Raw genomic sequence first — 18,297 nt, 5'->3', positions numbered from 1 at the left:
TTTTTTATGCCTCAAAAATGCGTCAGGTTCAGGCTGGCTTAGTGATGAGAGAACCAGTTGAGCTTGTCGCGCAGGGCCACCACGCGGCCGACCACGATCAGCGCCGGGCTTTCAACCTGCTGGGCCAGCTCACCGAGCTGAGTCAGGACGCCACTCACCACGCGCTGCTTGATGGAGGTACCGTTTTCGACCAGCGCAACCGGCATCTCTGCATCCATGCCATGTTCGAGCAGCTTAGCCTGAATGGTGGCAGCCTGGTTCAGGCCCATGTAGAACACCAGGGTCTGTTTTTCAGCGGCCAGGTTATGCCAGTCCAGCTCGCTACCGGTTTTCAGGTGGCCGGTAACCAGACGCACGCTCTGGGCGTAGTCACGGTGGGTCAGCGGAATACCGGAATAGGCGGAACAGCCCGATGCAGCCGTAATGCCAGGCACCACCGAGAACGGAATGCCCGCATGACACAGGGTTTCCAGCTCCTCGCCGCCGCGTCCGAAGATAAACGGATCGCCGCCTTTCAGACGCACCACCCGTTTTCCTTTTTGCGCTTCACGCAGCAGGATCTGATTAATCTCTTCCTGAGGCACGCAGTGATAGCCTGCACGCTTGCCGACAAACACCCGATCCGCATCGCGGCGCACCAGGTTCATGATGTCATCGGAGACCAGGCGGTCATACACCACCACATCCGCCTGCTGGATCTGCTGCAGACCCTTCAGGGTTAACAGACCCGCATCGCCCGGACCTGCGCCCACCAGCACCACTTCTCCGCGGTGATCGAGCGGGGCAGCCAGCAGCTGCTCGGTGGTGTCGTCCACCGCCTTCTGATCCTCATTCGCCAGCGACTGGGCCAGCCGATCGTTCACAAAGAACTTTTCCCAGAAGCGGCGGCGTTCGCCAACGGTCGCAAACTGCTGCTTCACACGAGGGCGTAACTTCCCGGCAAAGTGGGCCACTTTTCCCAGGTGCTGCGGCAGGATGGCTTCCAGCTTTTCACGCAGCAGACGCGCCAGCACCGGCGACGTTCCGCCGGAGGAGACGGCCACCATCAGCGGCGAGCGGTCGATAATCGACGGCATGATAAAGCTCGCCTCTTTCGGGGCATCCACCACGTTGCAGAAGATGCGCCGCGCTTCGCAGGCATCGCTGACGCGCTGGTTGACCGCATCGTCGTCGGTGGCTGCAATGGTCAGCCAGCAGGTATCGAGCAGGGATTCGTTGAACTCACCCTCAACGAGGGTGAGCATTCCTTCCTGCGCCCATGCCGTAAACTGCGGGGCAAAGGCGAGGGCATTCACGGTGAGTCGGGCACCTGCCTCTAACAACAGGCGGGCTTTGCGTTCAGCCACATCGCCACCCCCTACGAGCAGGCAGTCGCGATGACGTAATTGACAGAATATTGGCAGGTGATCCACGACATTACCTCTTACTGGTTGGCTTTCGCCTGAATGGTTGCGATGGTTGCAGGAGTCGGACGCTCCGCTTTCGGGGTAGCATACCAGTAACCCCAGCCCATAAATACAACCCCAGAAAGGGTATTGCCAAGCGTTACCCACAGCAAGTTATGGCCAATACCTGACAGCGTGTACGCTTCGCTATGATGACCGAACCAGGAGAGTGCAAACAGGGTCATGTTGGCGATGGAGTGCTCGTAGCCGGAGGCAATAAAGGCCAGCAGACACCACCAGATTGCGATGAATTTTGCGGCACCTTCAGTACGGATTGCCATCCAGATTGCCAGGCACACCAGCCAGTTACACAGTGCGCCTTTAAAGAACAGGACCATCGCCGGTGCGGAGGTTTTTGCCAGTGCGACGGTGTGAACGAGGCTGGTATCCACCGGCAGCAGGCTACCGCCGCCCCAGCTGTACAGCAGGGCAACAAACACAGAGCCGACCAGATTACCCAGCCAGGTTTGCGGCAGAATGGCCCACATCTGACCCTGCGTGATGGTGCCCGCTTTGACACCAAAGGTCAGGAACATGGTGTGGCCGGTGAACAGTTCAGATCCGGCGATAATGACCAGGGTTAACGCGATGCCAAACGTGGCACCCATCACCAGCGGACGAATCGCCGGGTCAAGCAGGTTGCCGAGGGTGAAAATTAAAATAATCCCAAGGCCGACATAGGCCCCCGCCATTGCAGAGCTGACCCAAAAGCCGAGAGGACTATTTTTACTGAGGCGTGCAATACGCGCAGCATTAGCCGCACACTTATTAATAGTGTCTGTAAACATATGATTATCCTGAATAATTAAAAAATAAAATAAACGCTAAATAAAGAAAATAGCGGGGGCATTGCACCCCCGTTTCAATCAGCCCCGGAGCTGCACTTTGCCGTCTTTAACGCGGACGTCATAGTGCTTAACAGAGTGGCTCTCATCTTCCATGCAGTGGCCGTCGCTCAGGCGGAAACGCTGCTTTTTCAGCGGGCTGGCAACCCACAGCTCACCCTGATGTTCGGCGATAAGGCCGCGTGACAGGACGCTTGCTTCAAAGAACGGGTCGATATTGCTGATCGCAAAAACCTGTTCGTCCTGACGCGGGCGGAAAATGGCGACCTGCTCATGACCCAGCAGCGCACAGACGCCGGTTGCGGGCAGGATATCGTCGATTTTGCAGATGTTTACCCACTGGCTCATACGTTTTCCTCCACCAGAGTGACCGGAATACGCTCGTATGGCGTTGCCGGGCGATGCTGTTCCCGCTCAGGCACAATCTGGACACTCGGATCGCGCTGGCTGCTGTTGATAAAGTGTTTGAAGCGAACCTGCGCCGCCGGGGTGTTGACGGTTTCAGTCCATTCGCAGATAACGGCATCACGCAGACGCGCCATCTCTTCTTCCAGCGTCGCGTTCAGGCCGAGTTTGTCGTCGATGATGACCGACTTCAGATAATCGATGCCGCCTTCCAGATTATCGAGCCACGGTGCAGTACGGGTCAGTTTGTCGGCGGTACGGATGTAGAACATCATGAAACGGTCGAGATAGTTGAGCAGCGTTTCACGGTCAAGATCCGCAGCCAGCAGATCCGCATGGCGTGGTTTCATCCCACCGTTACCGCAGACATAGAGGTTCCAGCCTTTTTCGGTGGCGATAATACCCACGTCTTTACCCTGTGCTTCGGCACATTCACGGGTACAGCCAGAGACACCGAACTTCATTTTGTGCGGGGTACGGATGCCTTTGTAGCGGTTTTCCAGCTCAACGCCGAAGCCGACGCTGTCGCCCACGCCGTAACGGCACCAGGTGCTGCCGACGCAGGTTTTCGCCATACGCAGCGCTTTAGCATACGCGTGACCGGTTTCGAAGCCCGCTTCAATCAGCTGACGCCAGATTTCCGGCAGGTCGTCTTTTTGTGCGCCGAACAGGCCAATACGCTGAGAGCCGGTAATTTTGGTGTACAGGTTGAATTCGCGCGCCACGCGCCCGACGGCCACCAGCCCTTCCGGAGTGATTTCGCCGCCTGCAGAGCGCGGGATCACTGAGTAGGTGCCATCTTTCTGGATGTTAGCCAGGAAGTTGTCGTTAGTGTCCTGCAGCGGGGTGTGCTGCGGTTTGAGGACGTACTCATTCCAGCAGGAAGCCAGCAGCGAGCCGACGGTCGGTTTACACACTTCACAGCCGTAGCCCTGACCGTGTTTTTCCAGCAGCTCGTCGAAGGATTTGATGCCTTCAACGCGGATCAGGTGGTACAGCTCCTGGCGAGAGTAAGCGAAGTGCTCACACAGGTTGTGGCTAACTTCGATGCCCTGTTTCGCCAGCTCAGCGTTGAGTACCTGAGTCACCAGCGGGATACAGCCCCCGCAGCCGGTACCGGCTTTGGTTGCGGCCTTCAGGGCGGCAACGGTATGGCAGCCTTTATTGATGGCGGAAACCAGCATGCCTTTGGTGACATCGAAGCAGGAACAAATCTGCGCGCTGTCCGGCAGTTTATCGACGCCGATAGACGGCTTACCGCCCGCAGCATGGGCGGGCAGGATCAGCGCATCCGGGTTTTCTGGCAGTTCGATGGCGTTCAGCACCAACTGCAGCAGGTTGCCGAAATCGCTGGTATCGCCGACCAGCACCGCGCCGAGCAGGGTTTTGTTGTCTTCGCTGACGATCAGGCGTTTATAAACTTCTTTGTTCTCGTCGAGGTAGACGTAGCTGCGTGATTTCGGCGTGCGGCCGTGCGCATCGCCAATACCGCCAACGTCGACGCCCAGCAGTTTCAGCTTGGCACTCATGTCCGCGCCTTCAAAGGCGTTTTCATTCCCGAGGATATGGTCAACGGCCACCTGCGCCATTTTGTAGCCAGGAGCCACCAGACCGTAAACATGGTTTTCCCAGCTGGCGCATTCGCCGATCGCGTAGATATCCGGGTCGGAGGTCTGGCAGGTAGAATTAATGGTGATGCCGCCGCGTTGGGCAACGGTCAGGCCGCATTGGGTGGCCAGCTTATCGCGCGGGCGAATACCGGTTGAGAAGACGATAAAGTCGACTTCCAGCTCGCTGCCGTCGGCAAAGCGCATGGTTTTGCGGCCTTCGGTGCCTTCCTGGACGATCTCTTTGGTGTTTTTGCTGGTGTGAACTTTCACACCCATGCTTTCAATTTTGCGTTTGAGCTGATCGCCACCCATGTGGTCAAGCTGCTCGGCCATCAGCATCGGGGCAAATTCGATGACGTGGGTTTCAACGCCTAAATTTTTCAGCGCGCCGGCCGCTTCCAGACCGAGCAGACCGCCACCGACCACCGCGCCGCGTTTACTGCGACGGGCGCAGGATTCGATGGCGTTGAGATCTTCAATGGTGCGATAAACGAAGCAATCCTGAGTTTCTGAACCCTTGATCGGTGGGATCCACGGATAAGAGCCCGTCGCCATAATCAGCTTGTCGTAAAAAACCGTGCGTCCCGCACTGGAATGGATCACTTTTTCCTGACGGTTAATGGTGATAGCGCGTTCGCCCACCAGCACCTTCACGCCATGCTTCTCGTAAAAACCTTCGCGTACCAGAGAGAGCTCTTCGGCGGTATGGTGTGAGAAGTAGGAGGAGAGGTGCACGCGGTCGTACGCCTTGCGGGGTTCTTCACAGAACACGGTAATATCGAACTGGGTAGCATCGGCTTTATCGAGAAGGTCCTCAATAAAGCGGTGACCGACCATGCCGTTACCGATGATAGCGAGTCTGACTTTGCTCATTTTTGCCTCGATTTCTTTTCTATTACTGCCTACCTTAACGATTCAGCAACGGCACTTATTGATGTAAATCAATTCAGCCTGTAACTACTCCCTAAGGAGTATATTGCTGATTTGTCAGGGTTTTTATAAGTACCGGAAATGGCAGGCTTTTCAGCAACGCTATTTTGTATACAAATTAGGCGGCTTATTAATCGAAATGCATACTCCTCTTTATTTGAGGAGCAATTTGGAGGAGGCCGCAGAAGCGGCCTCTTTTCAGACGGGGAACAACAAGCGGATCAGTGAGACGCGGCGGCGACCGTATGCTGGCGATGGCGGGTGACGAAACCCAGCACCAGGCACATGACGAACACCACGGCATACAAACCGTTTGCGGTGTGCAGCGCCGCCAGCGGACCGCTGTGCGCCACAATCGGACCCGTGACCACGAAGGTCAGCATGGTGCCGATGGTGCCGCAGGTCAGGACAAAGTTAACCAGCTTCGGCGAGGCCACTTTAGTCTGCAGAGAGCCCAGGGTAATGAGTGAGGTATAAATGGCGCTGGAGAAAAAGCCGAGCGTCATAATGAACCACGGCATCTGCTCTGCGGTGCCGTTGATAAACAGGTACATCAGCACGGTTGCCGCACCCGCCAGGACGGTGAGGATCCGCTGCAGGTCGAAGTAGCGCAGGATAAAGCTGAACGCCCACATACCGAACATGTATGACATCCAGAAATCACTCACCAGCTGTCCGGCATCGTTCAGGCTCATGCCCAGCCCTTTCGCATACTCCGGAACCCAGGAGATAAAGCCCAGCTGGCCGAGGATGTAGCACAGAGCGGCTACCGACAGGAACAGCACGCCGATCCCCCATTTCTCTTTCACCACCGGGTTGTCGTTCTGAACGGCTTTTTTGCCGAGTACCGGGAATTCACAGCCGAAGGTCAGCACAAAAATGGCCACGTAGACCAGGCCGATGCAGGCATACACCCAGTACCACTCGATGCTGCGCGCCAGCAGAACGGCGGCAACCATCGGGAAGATCATCCCCGCCATGCTGAAGAAGGAGTCGGTGAACAGCAGGCGTGCGCCGCGCTGACGGCCTTCATACATATGGGTAATGAGGAAGGTCCCGATCGACATGGTGATCCCGCTGACCAGCCCGAGCACGAACATGGCGGCGGAGAACAGGGCGATGCTGTGGCTGAGCATCAGTCCTGCGACGGCGGCGACCATCAGGACAAAGCCAAAACGCAGCTGTGTTTTCAGGGGAACGATCTCCATCAACCAGGCGTTGAGGAAAATAGAGATCAGGATCCCGGCATTAAGGAAGGTAAAGGTGTTACTCATACTGGAAACGGGCAGATTGAAATAGTCTGCGATATTCCCCATCACCATCCCGGTGACGATCACTAACGCACCGGTAAGGGCGTAGGAGAAGAAGCTGATCCATGTGAGCTTGATACGATTGCTGTTAGTCATGACTGGCCTGTGAATAGAAATGTAAAGCGCATTGACGGCGCTGCGAACGGGCAGATTTTAGTCGTGAATGTGATCTAATTAAATCTTTTGTGAGAAATTAAATATTAATTGCAGCAATGAGTGTGATTAATGTCGCATCGTAATTGCCTGCAACCATTGGCCCGACGGTTACATCTGTTTCAAATTCGTAAAATTAGGTAAATGGCTGGCCTATGCCCATACTGCTCTTTAGAATCAAGCCACTCGCTTTCTTTACTGCGCTTTGTTAAGGAATTCTCATGCTCAAATCAACCCTGGCGGCTGTCGCGGCTGTACTTGCCTTATCTGCTCTTTCTCCTGCTGCGCTGGCAGCCAAAGGAGACCCGCACGTTCTGCTGACCACCTCTGCTGGTAATATTGAGCTGGAACTGAATAGCCAGAAAGCTCCCGTTTCTGTGAAAAACTTCCTCGACTACGTTAACAGCGGTTTTTACAACAACACCACATTCCATCGCGTGATCCCGGGCTTTATGTTGCAGGGCGGTGGTTTCAATGAGCAGATGCAGCAGAAGCAGCCGAACCCGCCAATCAAAAACGAAGCGGATAACGGTCTGCGCAACACCCGTGGCACCATCTCCATGGCGCGCACTGCCGACAAAGACAGCGCGACCAGCCAGTTCTTCCTCAACGTGGCGGATAACGCCTTCCTCGACCACGGCCAGCGTGATTTTGGCTATGCGGTATTTGGTAAAGTTGTGAAAGGCATGGACGTGGCCGATAAAATCTCTCAGGTGCAGACCCATAACGTCGGCCCTTACCAGAATGTCCCGACAAAACCGGTTGTTATCCTCTCCGCTAAAGTTCTGCCTTAATCGTTGATTGCGCGGGCATCTGTTGTCCGCGTTGCCTTTCCCTTCCTGCGAAACCGCAGTTTGCTGCTTATACTTGTGGCAACACGGGCCCATTCAGGGAGGTAACAGGTGAAAAAACTCACTGACAAGCAAAAATCCCGTCTCTGGGAACAGCAGCGAAACGCAAATTTTCAGGCCAGTCGACGTCTTGAAGGGGTCGACAGCCCGCTAGTCACACTCAGCGCAGCCGATGCGCAGGTGCGCCTTGAGGAACTCAGGAGGCACTATGAGCGATAAATTTGGCAATGGCCGCGATCCCTACCTCTATTCCGGGCTGAACGTGATGCGTAACCGGCTGGGCATTCGTCAGGCCGAGCGCCTGGCACAGGCGGCATATGAATTAACCGCCCTGCGCGCCGCGACGTTAAACCTGGGGCCGCCCTCGCGCGGTTTGCCGCACCTGTGCGCCCTTCACCAGCATCTTTACCAGGATATTTTTGACTGGGCGGGTGATATCCGGGAGATCGATATTTATCAGGGTGATACCCGATTCTGCCACTTTGCCTATATCGAAAAAGAGGGCAATGCCCTGATGCAGGATCTGGAGGATGAGGGCTACCTCGTCGGGCTGGCGAAAGAGGCCTTTATTAACCGACTCAGCCATTACTATTGCGAAATCAATGTCTTGCATCCGTTTCGCATTGGTAACGGCATTGTGCAGCGGATCTTCTTTGAACAGCTGGCGATCCATGCGGGCTACCAGCTCGACTGGCGCGATATCGATCCGGATGACTGGGCGCAGGCCAACCAGAGCGGGGCGATGGGGGATCTGAGCGCGCTCAATACAATCTTCAGCAAAGTGGTGAGCGAAGCACGGGAAACTGAGTAGAATAGGGCGGCCATTTTTTCGGGAGCCACCATGATTCTGCTGATTGATAACTATGATTCCTTCACCTGGAACCTATACCAGTATTTCTGTGAACTGGGTGCCGAGGTTATCGTCCGGCGTAATGACGCCCTGTCGCTGGCGGATATCGCGGCGCTCAACCCGCAAAAAATTGTGATCTCCCCCGGCCCCTGTACCCCGGACGAATCCGGCATTTCGCTGGCGGCTATCCGCCACTATGCCGGCACGCTGCCAATTCTGGGCGTCTGCTTAGGCCATCAGGCTATCGCTCAGGCGTTTGGGGCGACGATCGTTCGTGCGGCCAGGGTGATGCACGGCAAAACCTCCCCGGTGACGCACACCGGTACAGGTGTATTCTGCGGCCTGAATAATCCCCTGACCGTGACCCGCTATCACTCGCTGGTGATTGACCCACCGACCTTGCCGGACTGCTTCGAGATTACCGCCTGGAGCGAAACCCAGGAGATAATGGGGATCCGTCACCGGGAATGGGATCTGGAAGGTGTGCAGTTCCACCCCGAGAGTATTCTCAGCGAGCAGGGCCATCAGCTGCTGGCTAATTTCCTCAATCGTTGATTTTTAGTTGCCATAAAGTGATTTTTTAAGCATATTTCGTGATTATATTTTCACTTCTGCTTCTTGCTTAAAAAAGGGTGGGGTTACATGGCAACTGAACAATCTGCAATTACGCGCGCGACATTCGATGAAGTTATTCTGCCAATTTATGCACCGGCTGAGTTTATCCCGGTAAAGGGGAAGGGCAGCAAGGTCTGGGATCAGCAGGGTAAAGAGTATGTTGATTTCGCGGGCGGCATTGCGGTGACGGCGTTAGGCCACTGTCACCCGGCGTTAGTTGAGGCGCTCAAAACCCAGGGCGAAACCCTGTGGCACACCAGTAACGTGTTCACCAATGAACCCGCACTGCGTCTGGGGCGTAAAATTATCGACACCACCTTTGCCGAGCGCGTGCTGTTTATGAACTCCGGCACCGAAGCTAACGAAACGGCATTCAAGCTGGCGCGCTACTATGCGTCCACGCGCCATAGTCCGTACAAAAGTAAAATCATCGCTTTCCACAACGCCTTCCACGGCCGCTCGCTGTTTACCGTCTCCGTGGGCGGTCAGCCAAAATATTCCGATGGCTTTGGCCCTAAACCGGCAGATATTGTCCACGTCCCGTTTAACGATCTGCATGCGGTTAAAGCGGTGATGGACGATCACACCTGCGCGGTGGTGGTTGAACCGATTCAGGGCGAAGGCGGTGTGATGGCGGCGACCCCTGAATTCCTGCAGGGGCTGCGCGATTTGTGCGACCAGCACCAGGCGCTGCTGGTCTTCGACGAAGTCCAGAGCGGGATGGGACGCACCGGTGACCTGTTTGCCTACATGCACTACGGTGTGACCCCGGACATCCTGACCAGCGCCAAAGCGCTCGGGGGTGGTTTCCCGGTGAGCGCGGTGCTCACTACCCAGGACATTGCCTCGGCATTCCACGTGGGCTCCCACGGTTCTACCTACGGCGGCAACCCGCTGGCCTGCGCGATTGCCGGCGCGGCGTTCGACATCATCAATACCCCGGCAGTGCTGAACGGCGTGAACCACAAGCGCGAGCAGTTTGTGCAGCATCTTCAGCAGATCGATGCGCAATACGATGTCTTTAGCGACATTCGCGGCATGGGGCTGTTAATTGGCGCCGAGTTGAAACCGCAATACAAAGGTCGGGCGCGCGATTTCCTCCACGCGGCGGCGAATGCCGGTGTGATGGTGCTTAATGCAGGACCGGACGTGATGCGCTTTGCGCCGTCGCTGGTGGTTGAGGATCAGGACATCGACGAAGGGATGACGCGCTTTGCCAACGCGGTGAAGAGCGTTGTTCAGGCGTAAGCCCGTGCAAAGCCGGTATTTAATACGGCGTGCGTTTCAGAAGTCGGGTTAACCAGATGCCGTGATGCGGGCGCTGCCGCCATGCCACTGACGAAATGGTGTGCATGGTGTTCAGATGCCCCAGCACGCGCTGGAGATGTTGTTCCAGCGTGCTCATCGGGCCATACGTCAGGGTTTCGGGTGCTTCCAGGATATTCTCATCGCCGCTTTCACCGGCTGAATCATATTCCAGACGCTGCTGACAGCGCTGAAGGGCAATTTCACACGACTGCAGATAACGCTGGGCCAGGTCTGGCGTCAGCATCGTATGCTCGCGCGCCAGGGTGGTCATCGCGTTGATATGCTCGACGATGAACTGGCTGTGCGTGACCCACAGTTTCATATCCGCCAGATAAGCCGAGTTAAAGCCGGGCTCCTGCATCGCCTGATTCAGCGAGTTGAATAGGGCGTTGTGCGCCTGGTTAACCTTCATGCGCTGCCAGGCCAGCGGCGTCGGCTGCGGATCGTCACTGAGGATCAGCCGGATAGCCTCCTGATCCGCTTCCAGCGCATCGTGGGCGTTCTGACGCAATAGCCCGCTTTGCCACTGCGGCCACAGCCACACCATCCCGCCAAAGGCAATCAGGCAGCCAATCAGGGTATCGACCAGCCTGGCGATAATATACTGATCGCCATTCAGGGTGAGTAGCTGCAGGGTATACACCGCCGTGACCGTGAAGCCCACCATCGCCCAGCCATAGTTCTTGCGAATAAACAGGTAACTCACCAGCGTAATCACCAACATCCCCGTCAGCGTAAAACCTTCCGCCACGTGGAAGTGCAGGGCGATACCCGCAATAATCAGCCCTGCCAGTGTGCCGCCCGCCCGATGGAGGATGCGTACCCGTGTGGCGCCATAGCCGTTCTGGGTTACGAACAGCACTGTCATGAGGATCCAGTAGGGTTTCGGCAGATGCAGGGCAACGCCCATCAGGCTGGCGATACTCAGCATCACGCTGATGCGTGCGGCGTTGCGCAGGGCAGCGGATTTCAGCGATAGATAGCTTCTCAGGGCCGGGATCAGCGGCAGGCGTTTCTGCTTATCTGCCATCAGGTCGCGTGGATAGAGTGGGCGCTGGGTCCGCAGCACGCGGGCAATGCGGCTGAAGTGCCATGCACAGAACTGGCCTACCGGGTTATCCGGATGCTGACGGGCGATTTTCTCCAGCGCACCAAGCTGCTTATCCATGGTGAAACGGGTAGGGTAGCGGTGATACAAAATATCGTCCGCCAGCACGCGCAGTCGTGCGGCAACCGTCCGGGCATTCCAGCGCAGTACCGATTCCGCGTGGCTGCGCTCGACCAGCTTTTGCACCTCGTGCGGGTGATGGAGACTGACGGAGATATGCTCCTGCAGATCGAGTCCCACCTGGAAGGTGCGCAGCAGGCGTTTATATTCATGATTTTTATTGGCTGCCAGCATGTGCAGCTGCTGATAGCACTGGCTAATCAGATCCACGACCTTCTGCTGGCGGGCCAGCAGGGGTGGTAACGATTTTTCGGGATCGGTGTGTTGCGTCAGCAGGGTATATTTTGCTTCGCAATAATCGGCAAGCTGTTGATAGAGCAAACTCAGCGATTCACGCAGCGGTTGTTCGCGCCACAACCAGAACCAGAACCAGTTAAACAGTCCGTACCACAGGGTGCCCAGGGCATAGATCAGCAGCGGCGCCCAGATCGGCATGTTCCCCGCCAGGCTCAGGGTAAAGATGGCGGCAATCAGCGAGGCGGGCAGCAGACGTGCGTGCAGCGAGCTTAATTCCGCTGTCACGCCCAGGGTCATCGCCAGTACGGTCAGAATTAGCGGTAGCGGGATATCCTGCGCCAGTAACAGCTGTACGGCCAGGCTACAGCCAGCAAACAGCGACCCGCCGACAATCAGGCGCTTGAAAAAGCGTTTATGCGGGGTATCGAGACCGGCGATATTGCAGCAGGCCGGAACCAGCGAAAAGAGCAGACCTTGTTGCAGATAGCCCAGGATCAAACCCACAGCCACAGGGAGACACAGCACCAGGGTTTGCCGCAGTGCGTAGTTAACTTCCGGGTGATAGATGAGTCTGCGCCACATGGGTGAGAGAGACAAAAACGGCGTGCCACCTTGCGATGTCACGCCGTTTGCACGGAATTAACGCGTTCCGTAGACCACGATAGTTTTACCGTGGGCGGAGATCAGGTTTTGATCTTCCAGCATTTTCAGGATACGACCCACTGTCTCACGAGAACATCCGACGATCTGACCGATTTCCTGACGGGTGATTTTAATTTGCATTCCGTCCGGGTGAGTCATGGCATCGGGCTGTTTCGCCAGGTTCAGTAGGGTCTGAGCGATGCGGCCGGTAACGTCCAGGAAGGCGAGGTTACCCACTTTCTCAGACGTAACCTGCAGACGGCGAGCCATCTGCGAAGAGAGACGCATCAGGATATCCGGGTTAACCTGGATCAGCTGGCGGAACTTCTTATAGGAGATCTCTGCCACTTCACACGCGGTTTTTGCACGAACCCAGGCGCTACGCTCCTGACCTTCTTCAAACAAGCCCAGCTCGCCGATGAAATCTCCCTGATTCAGGTAAGAGAGGATCATCTCTTTGCCTTCTTCATCTTTGATCAGCACTGCTACTGAGCCTTTGACGATGTAGTACAACGTTTCCGCTTTTTCACCCTGGTGAATCAGCGTGCTCTTCGATGGGTACTTATGAATATGGCAATGAGACAAGAACCATTCGAGAGTCGGGTCTGTTTGCGGTTTGCCAAGCACCATGCGCTGTTATCCTCTGTTATAAGCTATCTCCAGAGCCAGGATGTGCACCTTTTACTCTGGGGTTGCAATCGAATTCTTCCCCGTACCTGGGAAACGGGCTGTCACAAAATTAGCAGCCTGTAATGTGTGATGTCCTCTGCATACATGTGTAACGTCAATGTATTACTGTAGCATCCCGACTGTTTTAGCATAGGTTTTGCTGCGTGTCTCCTGGTGTCTCGCTTCAGCTTGATGCAGGTCGCCTTCCGTTGCCAGAATTGTTACTGGCGCGTAATCTGTCATGAAAAATGCAAACCTGGAGTGAATAAAATGCAAGCGCGTGTTAAATGGGTTGAAGGGTTAACGTTCCTCGGCGAGTCAGCTTCCGGGCACCAGATTTTGATGGATGGCAACTCCGGTGACAAAGCGCCAAGTCCAATGGAAGTGGTGCTGATGGCTGCGGGGGGATGCAGTGCGATCGACGTGGTATCGATCCTGCAAAAAGGGCGCCACGATGTGACCGACTGCGAAGTGAAGCTAACGTCTGAACGTCGTGAGGAAGCGCCGCGTTTGTTCACCCATATCAATCTGCACTTCCTGGTAACCGGCAAAGAGCTCAAAGATGCGGCGGTGTCCCGTGCGGTCGACCTGTCGGCTGAGAAGTACTGCTCGGTGGCGCTGATGCTGGAAAAAGCAGTCAAGATCACGCACTCGTATGAAGTGATCGAGGCGTAGGGCTTACGTAAAACGCCGGGCGGCGCGTTGTACCCGGCCTACGGGCCCGGAATACACCTTCAGGCCCGGTAAACATCGCGCCACCGGGCACGAAATCAGGCGATCTTCTTCCCTTCCATTAGCCGCTGAACCAGTGGCGTCATGATCAGCTCCATTGCCAGCACCATCTTCCCGCCCGGCACCACCAGTGTATTCATATGCGAGATAAACGAACCCTGCAGCATGGCCAGCAGCCAGGGGTAATCGATCTCCTCCAGATTGCGGAAATGAATCACCACAAAGCTCTCATCCAGCGAAGGAATAGCTTTGGCGGCAAACGGGTTGGAGGTATCCACCGTCGGCACGCGCTGGAAGTTAATGTGGGTGCGTGAAAACTGTGGGGTGAGGAAGTTGATGTAATCTTCCATGGAGCGCACCACTGAATCCATTACCGCTTCTCGCGAGTGTCCGCGCTCGCTGGTATCGCGCGTCAGCTTCTGGATCCACTCCAGGTTGACAATCGGCACGACGCCCACCAGCAGATCAACATGGCGCGCCACGTCGTGCTGCGGCGTGACGACCCCGCCGTGTAACCCCTCATAAAACAGTACGTCGGTGGGTTCCGGCAGCGGCTGCCACGGTGTGAAGGTGCCCGGTACCTGGTTCCACGGCACCGCTTCATCGTAGGTGTGCAGGTACTTGCGCGCATGACCCGTACCGCTGCGTCCATACTCGGCAAAGGTTTGCTCCAGCAGGCCAAAGTCGTTGGCATCCGGGCCAAAGTAGCTGATGTGTTTGCCTAAATCACGGGCCTTGCGAATGGCCATGTCCATTTCAGGGCGGGTATAGCGGTGAAAGCTGTCGCCTTCCACTTCCGCTGCCCGGAGATGAAGCTGGGAGAAGATCTTGCGAAAGGCGAGGCTGGTGGTGGTGGTACCCGCACCACTGGATCCTGTAACGGCAATAACCGGATGTCTGGCGGACATAGCAACTCCCTGAATGGAAAGAGGGGGCGATCAGTCGCGAAACTGACCGCGAGGCATAATATTCACCGTTTCGTGTAGTTCTGACCACACCAGCACGGCTTCACCGCTTTTAAGCTGCTGTTTAACATCGGCGACTTTCATCTCCAGCGAGCGTTCATGTTCACCATAATCGGTGCCTTCGCGTAATACAAAGCTTTCAATCAGGCTATCCAGCGTTTCGGGAGCCAGATCCTGCCACGGAATCATCATTTTATTCTCTCCAGAAAAGAGGTTAGCCAGTCAGGGATGCGCGTTTCCAGCCACATCTTCGGTCGACGCAACGTCCCGCCGATAAAGCCGACGTGGCCGCCGTGTTCCGTCAACTGATACTGCACGTTTGCGGGCAGATGCTCCGGTGCCGGAATGGAGTGATGATCCATAAAAGGGTCATCCTTCGCATGGATGATCAGCGTCGGTTTGGTTATCTGATTCAGAAGCGGCATGGCGCTACACTGACGATAATAGTCGATGGCGTCAGCAAAGCCGTGAATCTTAGACGTTATCATATCGTCGAATTCACGCAGGCGGCGCATACGCTTAAGTTGTTGCAGGCTGACCGGCAAGGTATCCGGATAGGCTTTCAGCTTACGCGCGGCGTTGGCCTTGAGTAAGTTCAGTAAATAGCGCTGATAAACCCGCGAAAAGCCCTTTTCCATATGATAGCTGCACTGCTCAAGCATAAACGGCGCGGAGACGATCACCGCCGCATCCAGCGGAGCATTATCGCTCTCTTTAGCCAGCAGGCAGGCGAGCATGTTGCCGCCCAGCGAATAGCCGACGGCGGCGGTTGGGACGCTGCCAAAGTTGTCTCTTAGCCAGTGTAAAAACCAGGTGCCGTCTTCCGTTTCGCCGGAGTGATAAATACGCTCGCGACGATTTGGCTCACCGCTGCAGCCGCGAAAATGCATTACCACGCCGAGCCAGCCGCGCGCTTTCGCCGCGTGGATCAGGCCGTGGGCATACGGGCTGTGCAGGCTACCTTCCAGACCGTGAAACACCACCAGGCGCGGCTTGTGTCTGGCCTGCTCGGGATCTTCGCTCCAGGCTAAATCCACGAAATCACCGTCCGGTAGCTCAAGGCGCTGCCAGTGCGGCGCAAATTGCAGTTTTCGGCGCAAAATCCGGGGCAGCATGGTTTGCAGGTGCGGGTTCGCGACGCCCCGCATTGGCACGAATGCTGCGCTCTCTTCGGTCGAGATATCGAAATCTGATGGAATAACTTGGGTCATAACGATGCGATATTGATTCTTGTCAGTCATTTACTATACCTGCCGAATTGTACCCTGTTTATAAAAACGAGGGGCGTTTACCTCAGATTTAGCCCTTTCTGCTACCTCACACATTTTTTCGCGCGACGTGAACTGATCTCGATCATAAATCTTTACCTCGATTATTACTCTCAGGCTAACGATTACGCTTTACGCTTAATTGATGCCTTTCTCACCAGAGCGCACACTTTGCACAGCGTTAAGCAAATCAGAATGATGTGCTGAATCAGGAGGTTAATAATGTTATCTGGGCAAACACCCGCCCGGGTCTGGAACACGCGACGCACTGAAAAAGCGCGTGCCGAAGGCAGTAACAGCGGTTCGACGCTGGCGATGCTGCCGGTGCTGATGTGGCGCTCTATTAAGAAACCGATCGTGATGGGCCCGCTGCTGGGTGTGATTCTCTCGGCAACCGTTTCGGCGTGCAGTCCCCTGATGCAGAAGCGGTGCTGCTGTTGAGCTCGGTCCTGTGTATCCTGTCGCTGCCGCTGTTTATCTCGCTGACTTCAGGAATGTAATCATGACCACAACATTACGCCCGCACGATCTAATCTGGCTTGCCGCGCGCGACGCGCTGGAAGGTGTCACCGAATCCTGGGTGGACGGCGTGTGGCATACCGGGTTGCCTGTGGTGGTGCGGCGTGATGCTGATGAAAACGGGCGGATCCCCGTCGGTGTGCGGGGTCTGAAACGCGACCAATGCGCCGCCGCACGGGTGAAGCCCGCATGTGTGACGCGCGTGGTATCGCCAGAAGATCTCGTGTCTTTAACCGATCTGCTGCGCTCGCCGTTTATTACTCAGCCTCCGGTACAGGTCGCGTTTCAGCTCGCTCAGCAGCCTTGGCCGTGGACATGGGGTGTAACCGGCAGTACTGGTTATGCGCTGGCAACAGGCGTGCCGGTGATTCATGCCGACAGCAATCTCGATCTGCTGATCCGGGCGCCACTGCGGTTACCGGCGGCAGAACTGGAACGCTGGGCGAAACAACTTCGCAATGCGCTGTGCTGCGTGGACACGCAGGTGGAAACGCCAGCAGGCGGTTTTGCCCTGAACGAGTGGCTGCGCGACGGTAAAGCGTTGCTGAAAACGCACACGGAGCCGCGCCTGGTGGCCGACCCGTGGAACCGGGAGGCGTGATGAAAATATTGTTTACTTTTCCGGGGCAGGGGACGCAGCGTGCGGGCATGCTGCAGAACCTTCCGGGAACGGAACGGGCGGTTGCCCGAGAGGTTTTGGGCGCAGAAGCCGATTTGCTCGATTCTGCTGACGCTCTGCAACACACCCGCGCGGTACAACTTTCCCTGCTGATCGCAACCGTTGCAACGCGCGCGCTGGAGAAGGGAGCGAATAAAGCCTAGCGGCTGGCGGTGTGCTGACGTGTCTGACACGACAGGCTGCGTGGGACGGTGAAGCGATTTCGGTCGAGCGCAGCGGCGTTGACGTGGCGGTGCATCTGGCGACGCGTCTCAGAGCGTAGCGTTTTGCTCCAGGCTACGGGCATACATTCGGCCCTCTGCGGCTAACGCACGCAGGCTTGGGTCCTGCTCGCGGTTGCGGGCAAAGACAATCGCGATCAGCTGCTGCATCTGGTACGGCTGTGCCAGTTTCAGCAGTTGCACGGAATTCTCATACACTTTCTTCATCCTGCCCGGCATTAGCGTAAAGCCAACGCCCGCCTGCACCAGACTTAACATCGAGAAGATATCATTCACGCGGGTGACGATTTCCGGCTCAAAACCGGCAATCTGAAATGCGTCCTGAAAACCGGCGTAGGTCGCAAAGCCTTCCGCCAGCGAGACGAATTTCTGATCTTTGTAATCGCGCAGATCCGCCAGCCCGCTGCCGTTGAGTCTGGCGGAGGCGGGTGCAGCGAGAAAAATATCGTCGTGGAACAGGGGCAGCACTTCGAGGGTGTTGCGGTCGATATCGCTTTCGGAGATGGAGATCAGGATCGCGTCCAGCGAGCCTTCGTCAAGCAGATGGAGCAGGGTGTCGTTCGAGCCCATCGTCAGATCCATTTCCAGATCCGGACGGCGCAGTTTCATCCCCATAATCAGACGCGGCACGGTTTCCATCGTCTGAGAATAGCGAACATTCTCTTCCAGGGTGTGCAAGGCGCGGTGCACGCTTACACCGCTCAGGCCGAGCGTCTCGGCGGTGCGGGCGATATTGCCCTTTTCCATGAAGGTCATGAAAATACTCAGTTTGCGAAACGTGATATCGCTCGTGATGTCGATAGTCATAACCTTCC

18 protein-coding genes and 2 pseudogenes are annotated in these 18,297 nt (G+C 56.1%); 9 read left to right on the top strand and 11 right to left on the bottom strand.

Annotated elements, in window-relative coordinates:
* Window positions 1-38: 38 nt before the first annotated feature.
* The 5 genes from cysG to tsgA form a co-directional block, all read right to left on the bottom strand.
* On the bottom strand, window positions 39-1,412 hold the full coding sequence (gene cysG, locus M8014_RS11430) for a siroheme synthase CysG (protein ID WP_271282557.1): 1,374 nt from the start codon (window positions 1,410-1,412) through the stop codon (window positions 39-41).
* 11 nt (window positions 1,413-1,423) lie between these two features.
* On the bottom strand, window positions 1,424-2,233 hold the full coding sequence (gene nirC / locus M8014_RS11425) for a nitrite transporter NirC (RefSeq protein ID WP_271282556.1): 810 nt from the start codon (window positions 2,231-2,233) through the stop codon (window positions 1,424-1,426).
* A 78-nt stretch (window positions 2,234-2,311) separates the two neighbouring features.
* Window positions 2,312-2,638, bottom strand: coding sequence for a nitrite reductase small subunit NirD (nirD, locus tag M8014_RS11420; RefSeq protein WP_271266532.1), 327 nt, complete (start codon window positions 2,636-2,638; stop codon window positions 2,312-2,314).
* On the bottom strand, window positions 2,635-5,178 hold the full coding sequence (nirB, locus tag M8014_RS11415; RefSeq protein ID WP_271282555.1) for a nitrite reductase large subunit NirB: 2,544 nt from the start codon (window positions 5,176-5,178) through the stop codon (window positions 2,635-2,637). The genes nirD and nirB overlap by 4 nt, the downstream gene beginning before the upstream one ends.
* A gap of 278 nt (window positions 5,179-5,456) precedes the next feature.
* The gene (gene tsgA, locus M8014_RS11410) at window positions 5,457-6,641 is read right to left on the bottom strand and encodes an MFS transporter TsgA (protein ID WP_271282554.1); all 1,185 of its coding nucleotides are present in this window, start codon (window positions 6,639-6,641) and stop codon (window positions 5,457-5,459) included.
* 278 nt (window positions 6,642-6,919) lie between these two features.
* Here tsgA and ppiA point away from each other — a divergent pair, with 278 nt between their 5' ends.
* The 5 genes from ppiA (at window position 6,920) to argD (ending at window position 10,262) form a co-directional block, all read left to right on the top strand.
* Window positions 6,920-7,492: a peptidylprolyl isomerase A gene (ppiA, locus tag M8014_RS11405; RefSeq protein WP_271282553.1), complete on the top strand. Its 573-nt coding sequence runs from the start codon at window positions 6,920-6,922 to the stop codon at window positions 7,490-7,492.
* Window positions 7,493-7,600: 108 nt separating this feature from the next.
* Complete coding sequence (locus M8014_RS11400) at window positions 7,601-7,768, top strand: YhfG family protein (protein WP_271282552.1); 168 nt, start codon at window positions 7,601-7,603, stop codon at window positions 7,766-7,768.
* On the top strand, window positions 7,758-8,360 hold the full coding sequence (locus M8014_RS11395; RefSeq protein WP_271282551.1) for a putative adenosine monophosphate-protein transferase Fic: 603 nt from the start codon (window positions 7,758-7,760) through the stop codon (window positions 8,358-8,360). Before M8014_RS11400 ends, M8014_RS11395 begins: the two co-directional genes overlap by 11 nt.
* A 30-nt stretch (window positions 8,361-8,390) precedes the next feature.
* On the top strand, window positions 8,391-8,954 hold the full coding sequence (gene pabA / locus M8014_RS11390) for an aminodeoxychorismate synthase component 2 (protein ID WP_271282550.1): 564 nt from the start codon (window positions 8,391-8,393) through the stop codon (window positions 8,952-8,954).
* A gap of 87 nt (window positions 8,955-9,041) precedes the next feature.
* Window positions 9,042-10,262 (top strand): bifunctional acetylornithine/succinyldiaminopimelate transaminase, encoded by a 1,221-nt coding sequence (gene argD / locus M8014_RS11385; protein WP_271282549.1) that lies wholly within the window; start codon window positions 9,042-9,044, stop codon window positions 10,260-10,262.
* Window positions 10,263-10,281: 19 nt separating this feature from the next.
* Here the strand turns inward: argD and M8014_RS11380 are convergent, their stop codons facing one another.
* Together M8014_RS11380 and crp are read right to left on the bottom strand one after the other, a co-directional pair.
* Entirely contained in the window at window positions 10,282-12,369 is a 2,088-nt protein-coding gene (locus tag M8014_RS11380) for a YccS/YhfK family putative transporter (protein WP_271282685.1), read from the bottom strand.
* 57 nt (window positions 12,370-12,426) lie between these two features.
* A complete protein-coding gene (gene crp, locus M8014_RS11375) occupies window positions 12,427-13,059 on the bottom strand; it encodes a cAMP-activated global transcriptional regulator CRP (protein WP_000242758.1) in 633 nt (210 codons plus the stop codon).
* 309 nt (window positions 13,060-13,368) lie between these two features.
* Between crp and M8014_RS11370 the strand changes: the two genes are divergently transcribed.
* Window positions 13,369-13,773: an OsmC family protein gene (locus tag M8014_RS11370; RefSeq protein ID WP_271266524.1), complete on the top strand. Its 405-nt coding sequence runs from the start codon at window positions 13,369-13,371 to the stop codon at window positions 13,771-13,773.
* A 95-nt stretch (window positions 13,774-13,868) separates the two neighbouring features.
* Here the strand turns inward: M8014_RS11370 and M8014_RS11365 are convergent, their stop codons facing one another.
* From M8014_RS11365 to M8014_RS11355, 3 genes are read right to left on the bottom strand one after another with little or no spacing between them, the layout of a single operon-like run.
* Window positions 13,869-14,738, bottom strand: coding sequence for a phosphoribulokinase (locus tag M8014_RS11365; protein WP_271282548.1), 870 nt, complete (start codon window positions 14,736-14,738; stop codon window positions 13,869-13,871).
* 30 nt (window positions 14,739-14,768) lie between these two features.
* On the bottom strand, window positions 14,769-14,987 hold the full coding sequence (locus M8014_RS11360) for a YheU family protein (protein ID WP_271282547.1): 219 nt from the start codon (window positions 14,985-14,987) through the stop codon (window positions 14,769-14,771).
* Window positions 14,984-16,006 carry a hydrolase gene (locus M8014_RS11355; RefSeq protein ID WP_271282684.1) on the bottom strand — a complete coding sequence of 341 codons (1,023 nt, stop codon included), beginning with the start codon at window positions 16,004-16,006 and terminating at the stop codon, window positions 14,984-14,986. The genes M8014_RS11360 and M8014_RS11355 overlap by 4 nt, the downstream gene beginning before the upstream one ends.
* 327 nt (window positions 16,007-16,333) lie before the next feature.
* Here M8014_RS11355 and M8014_RS11350 point away from each other — a divergent pair.
* The 3 genes and pseudogenes from M8014_RS11350 to M8014_RS11340 all read left to right on the top strand — a co-directional run.
* Window positions 16,334-16,563, top strand: a pseudogene (locus M8014_RS11350) (AEC family transporter); the annotation flags it as partial.
* A gap of 2 nt (window positions 16,564-16,565) precedes the next feature.
* On the top strand, window positions 16,566-17,183 hold the full coding sequence (locus M8014_RS11345) for a malonate decarboxylase holo-ACP synthase (RefSeq protein ID WP_271282546.1): 618 nt from the start codon (window positions 16,566-16,568) through the stop codon (window positions 17,181-17,183).
* Window positions 17,183-17,386: pseudogene (locus M8014_RS11340) on the top strand (malonate decarboxylase subunit epsilon); the annotation flags it as partial. The gene M8014_RS11345 and the pseudogene M8014_RS11340, both read left to right, overlap by 1 nt.
* A 126-nt stretch (window positions 17,387-17,512) precedes the next feature.
* On the opposite strand, the gene M8014_RS11335 reads toward M8014_RS11340, so the two are convergent.
* Window positions 17,513-18,289 carry a LysR family transcriptional regulator gene (locus M8014_RS11335; RefSeq protein WP_271282545.1) on the bottom strand — a complete coding sequence of 259 codons (777 nt, stop codon included), beginning with the start codon at window positions 18,287-18,289 and terminating at the stop codon, window positions 17,513-17,515.
* Window positions 18,290-18,297 lie beyond the last annotated feature (8 nt).

The sequence above is a fragment of the Silvania hatchlandensis genome, from assembly GCF_025564065.1.
GTDB lineage: Bacteria > Pseudomonadota > Gammaproteobacteria > Enterobacterales > Enterobacteriaceae > Enterobacter > Enterobacter hatchlandensis.
The sequence above is the reverse complement of the archived record's forward strand: the minus strand, read 5'-3'. Positions and strand labels throughout refer to the sequence as shown.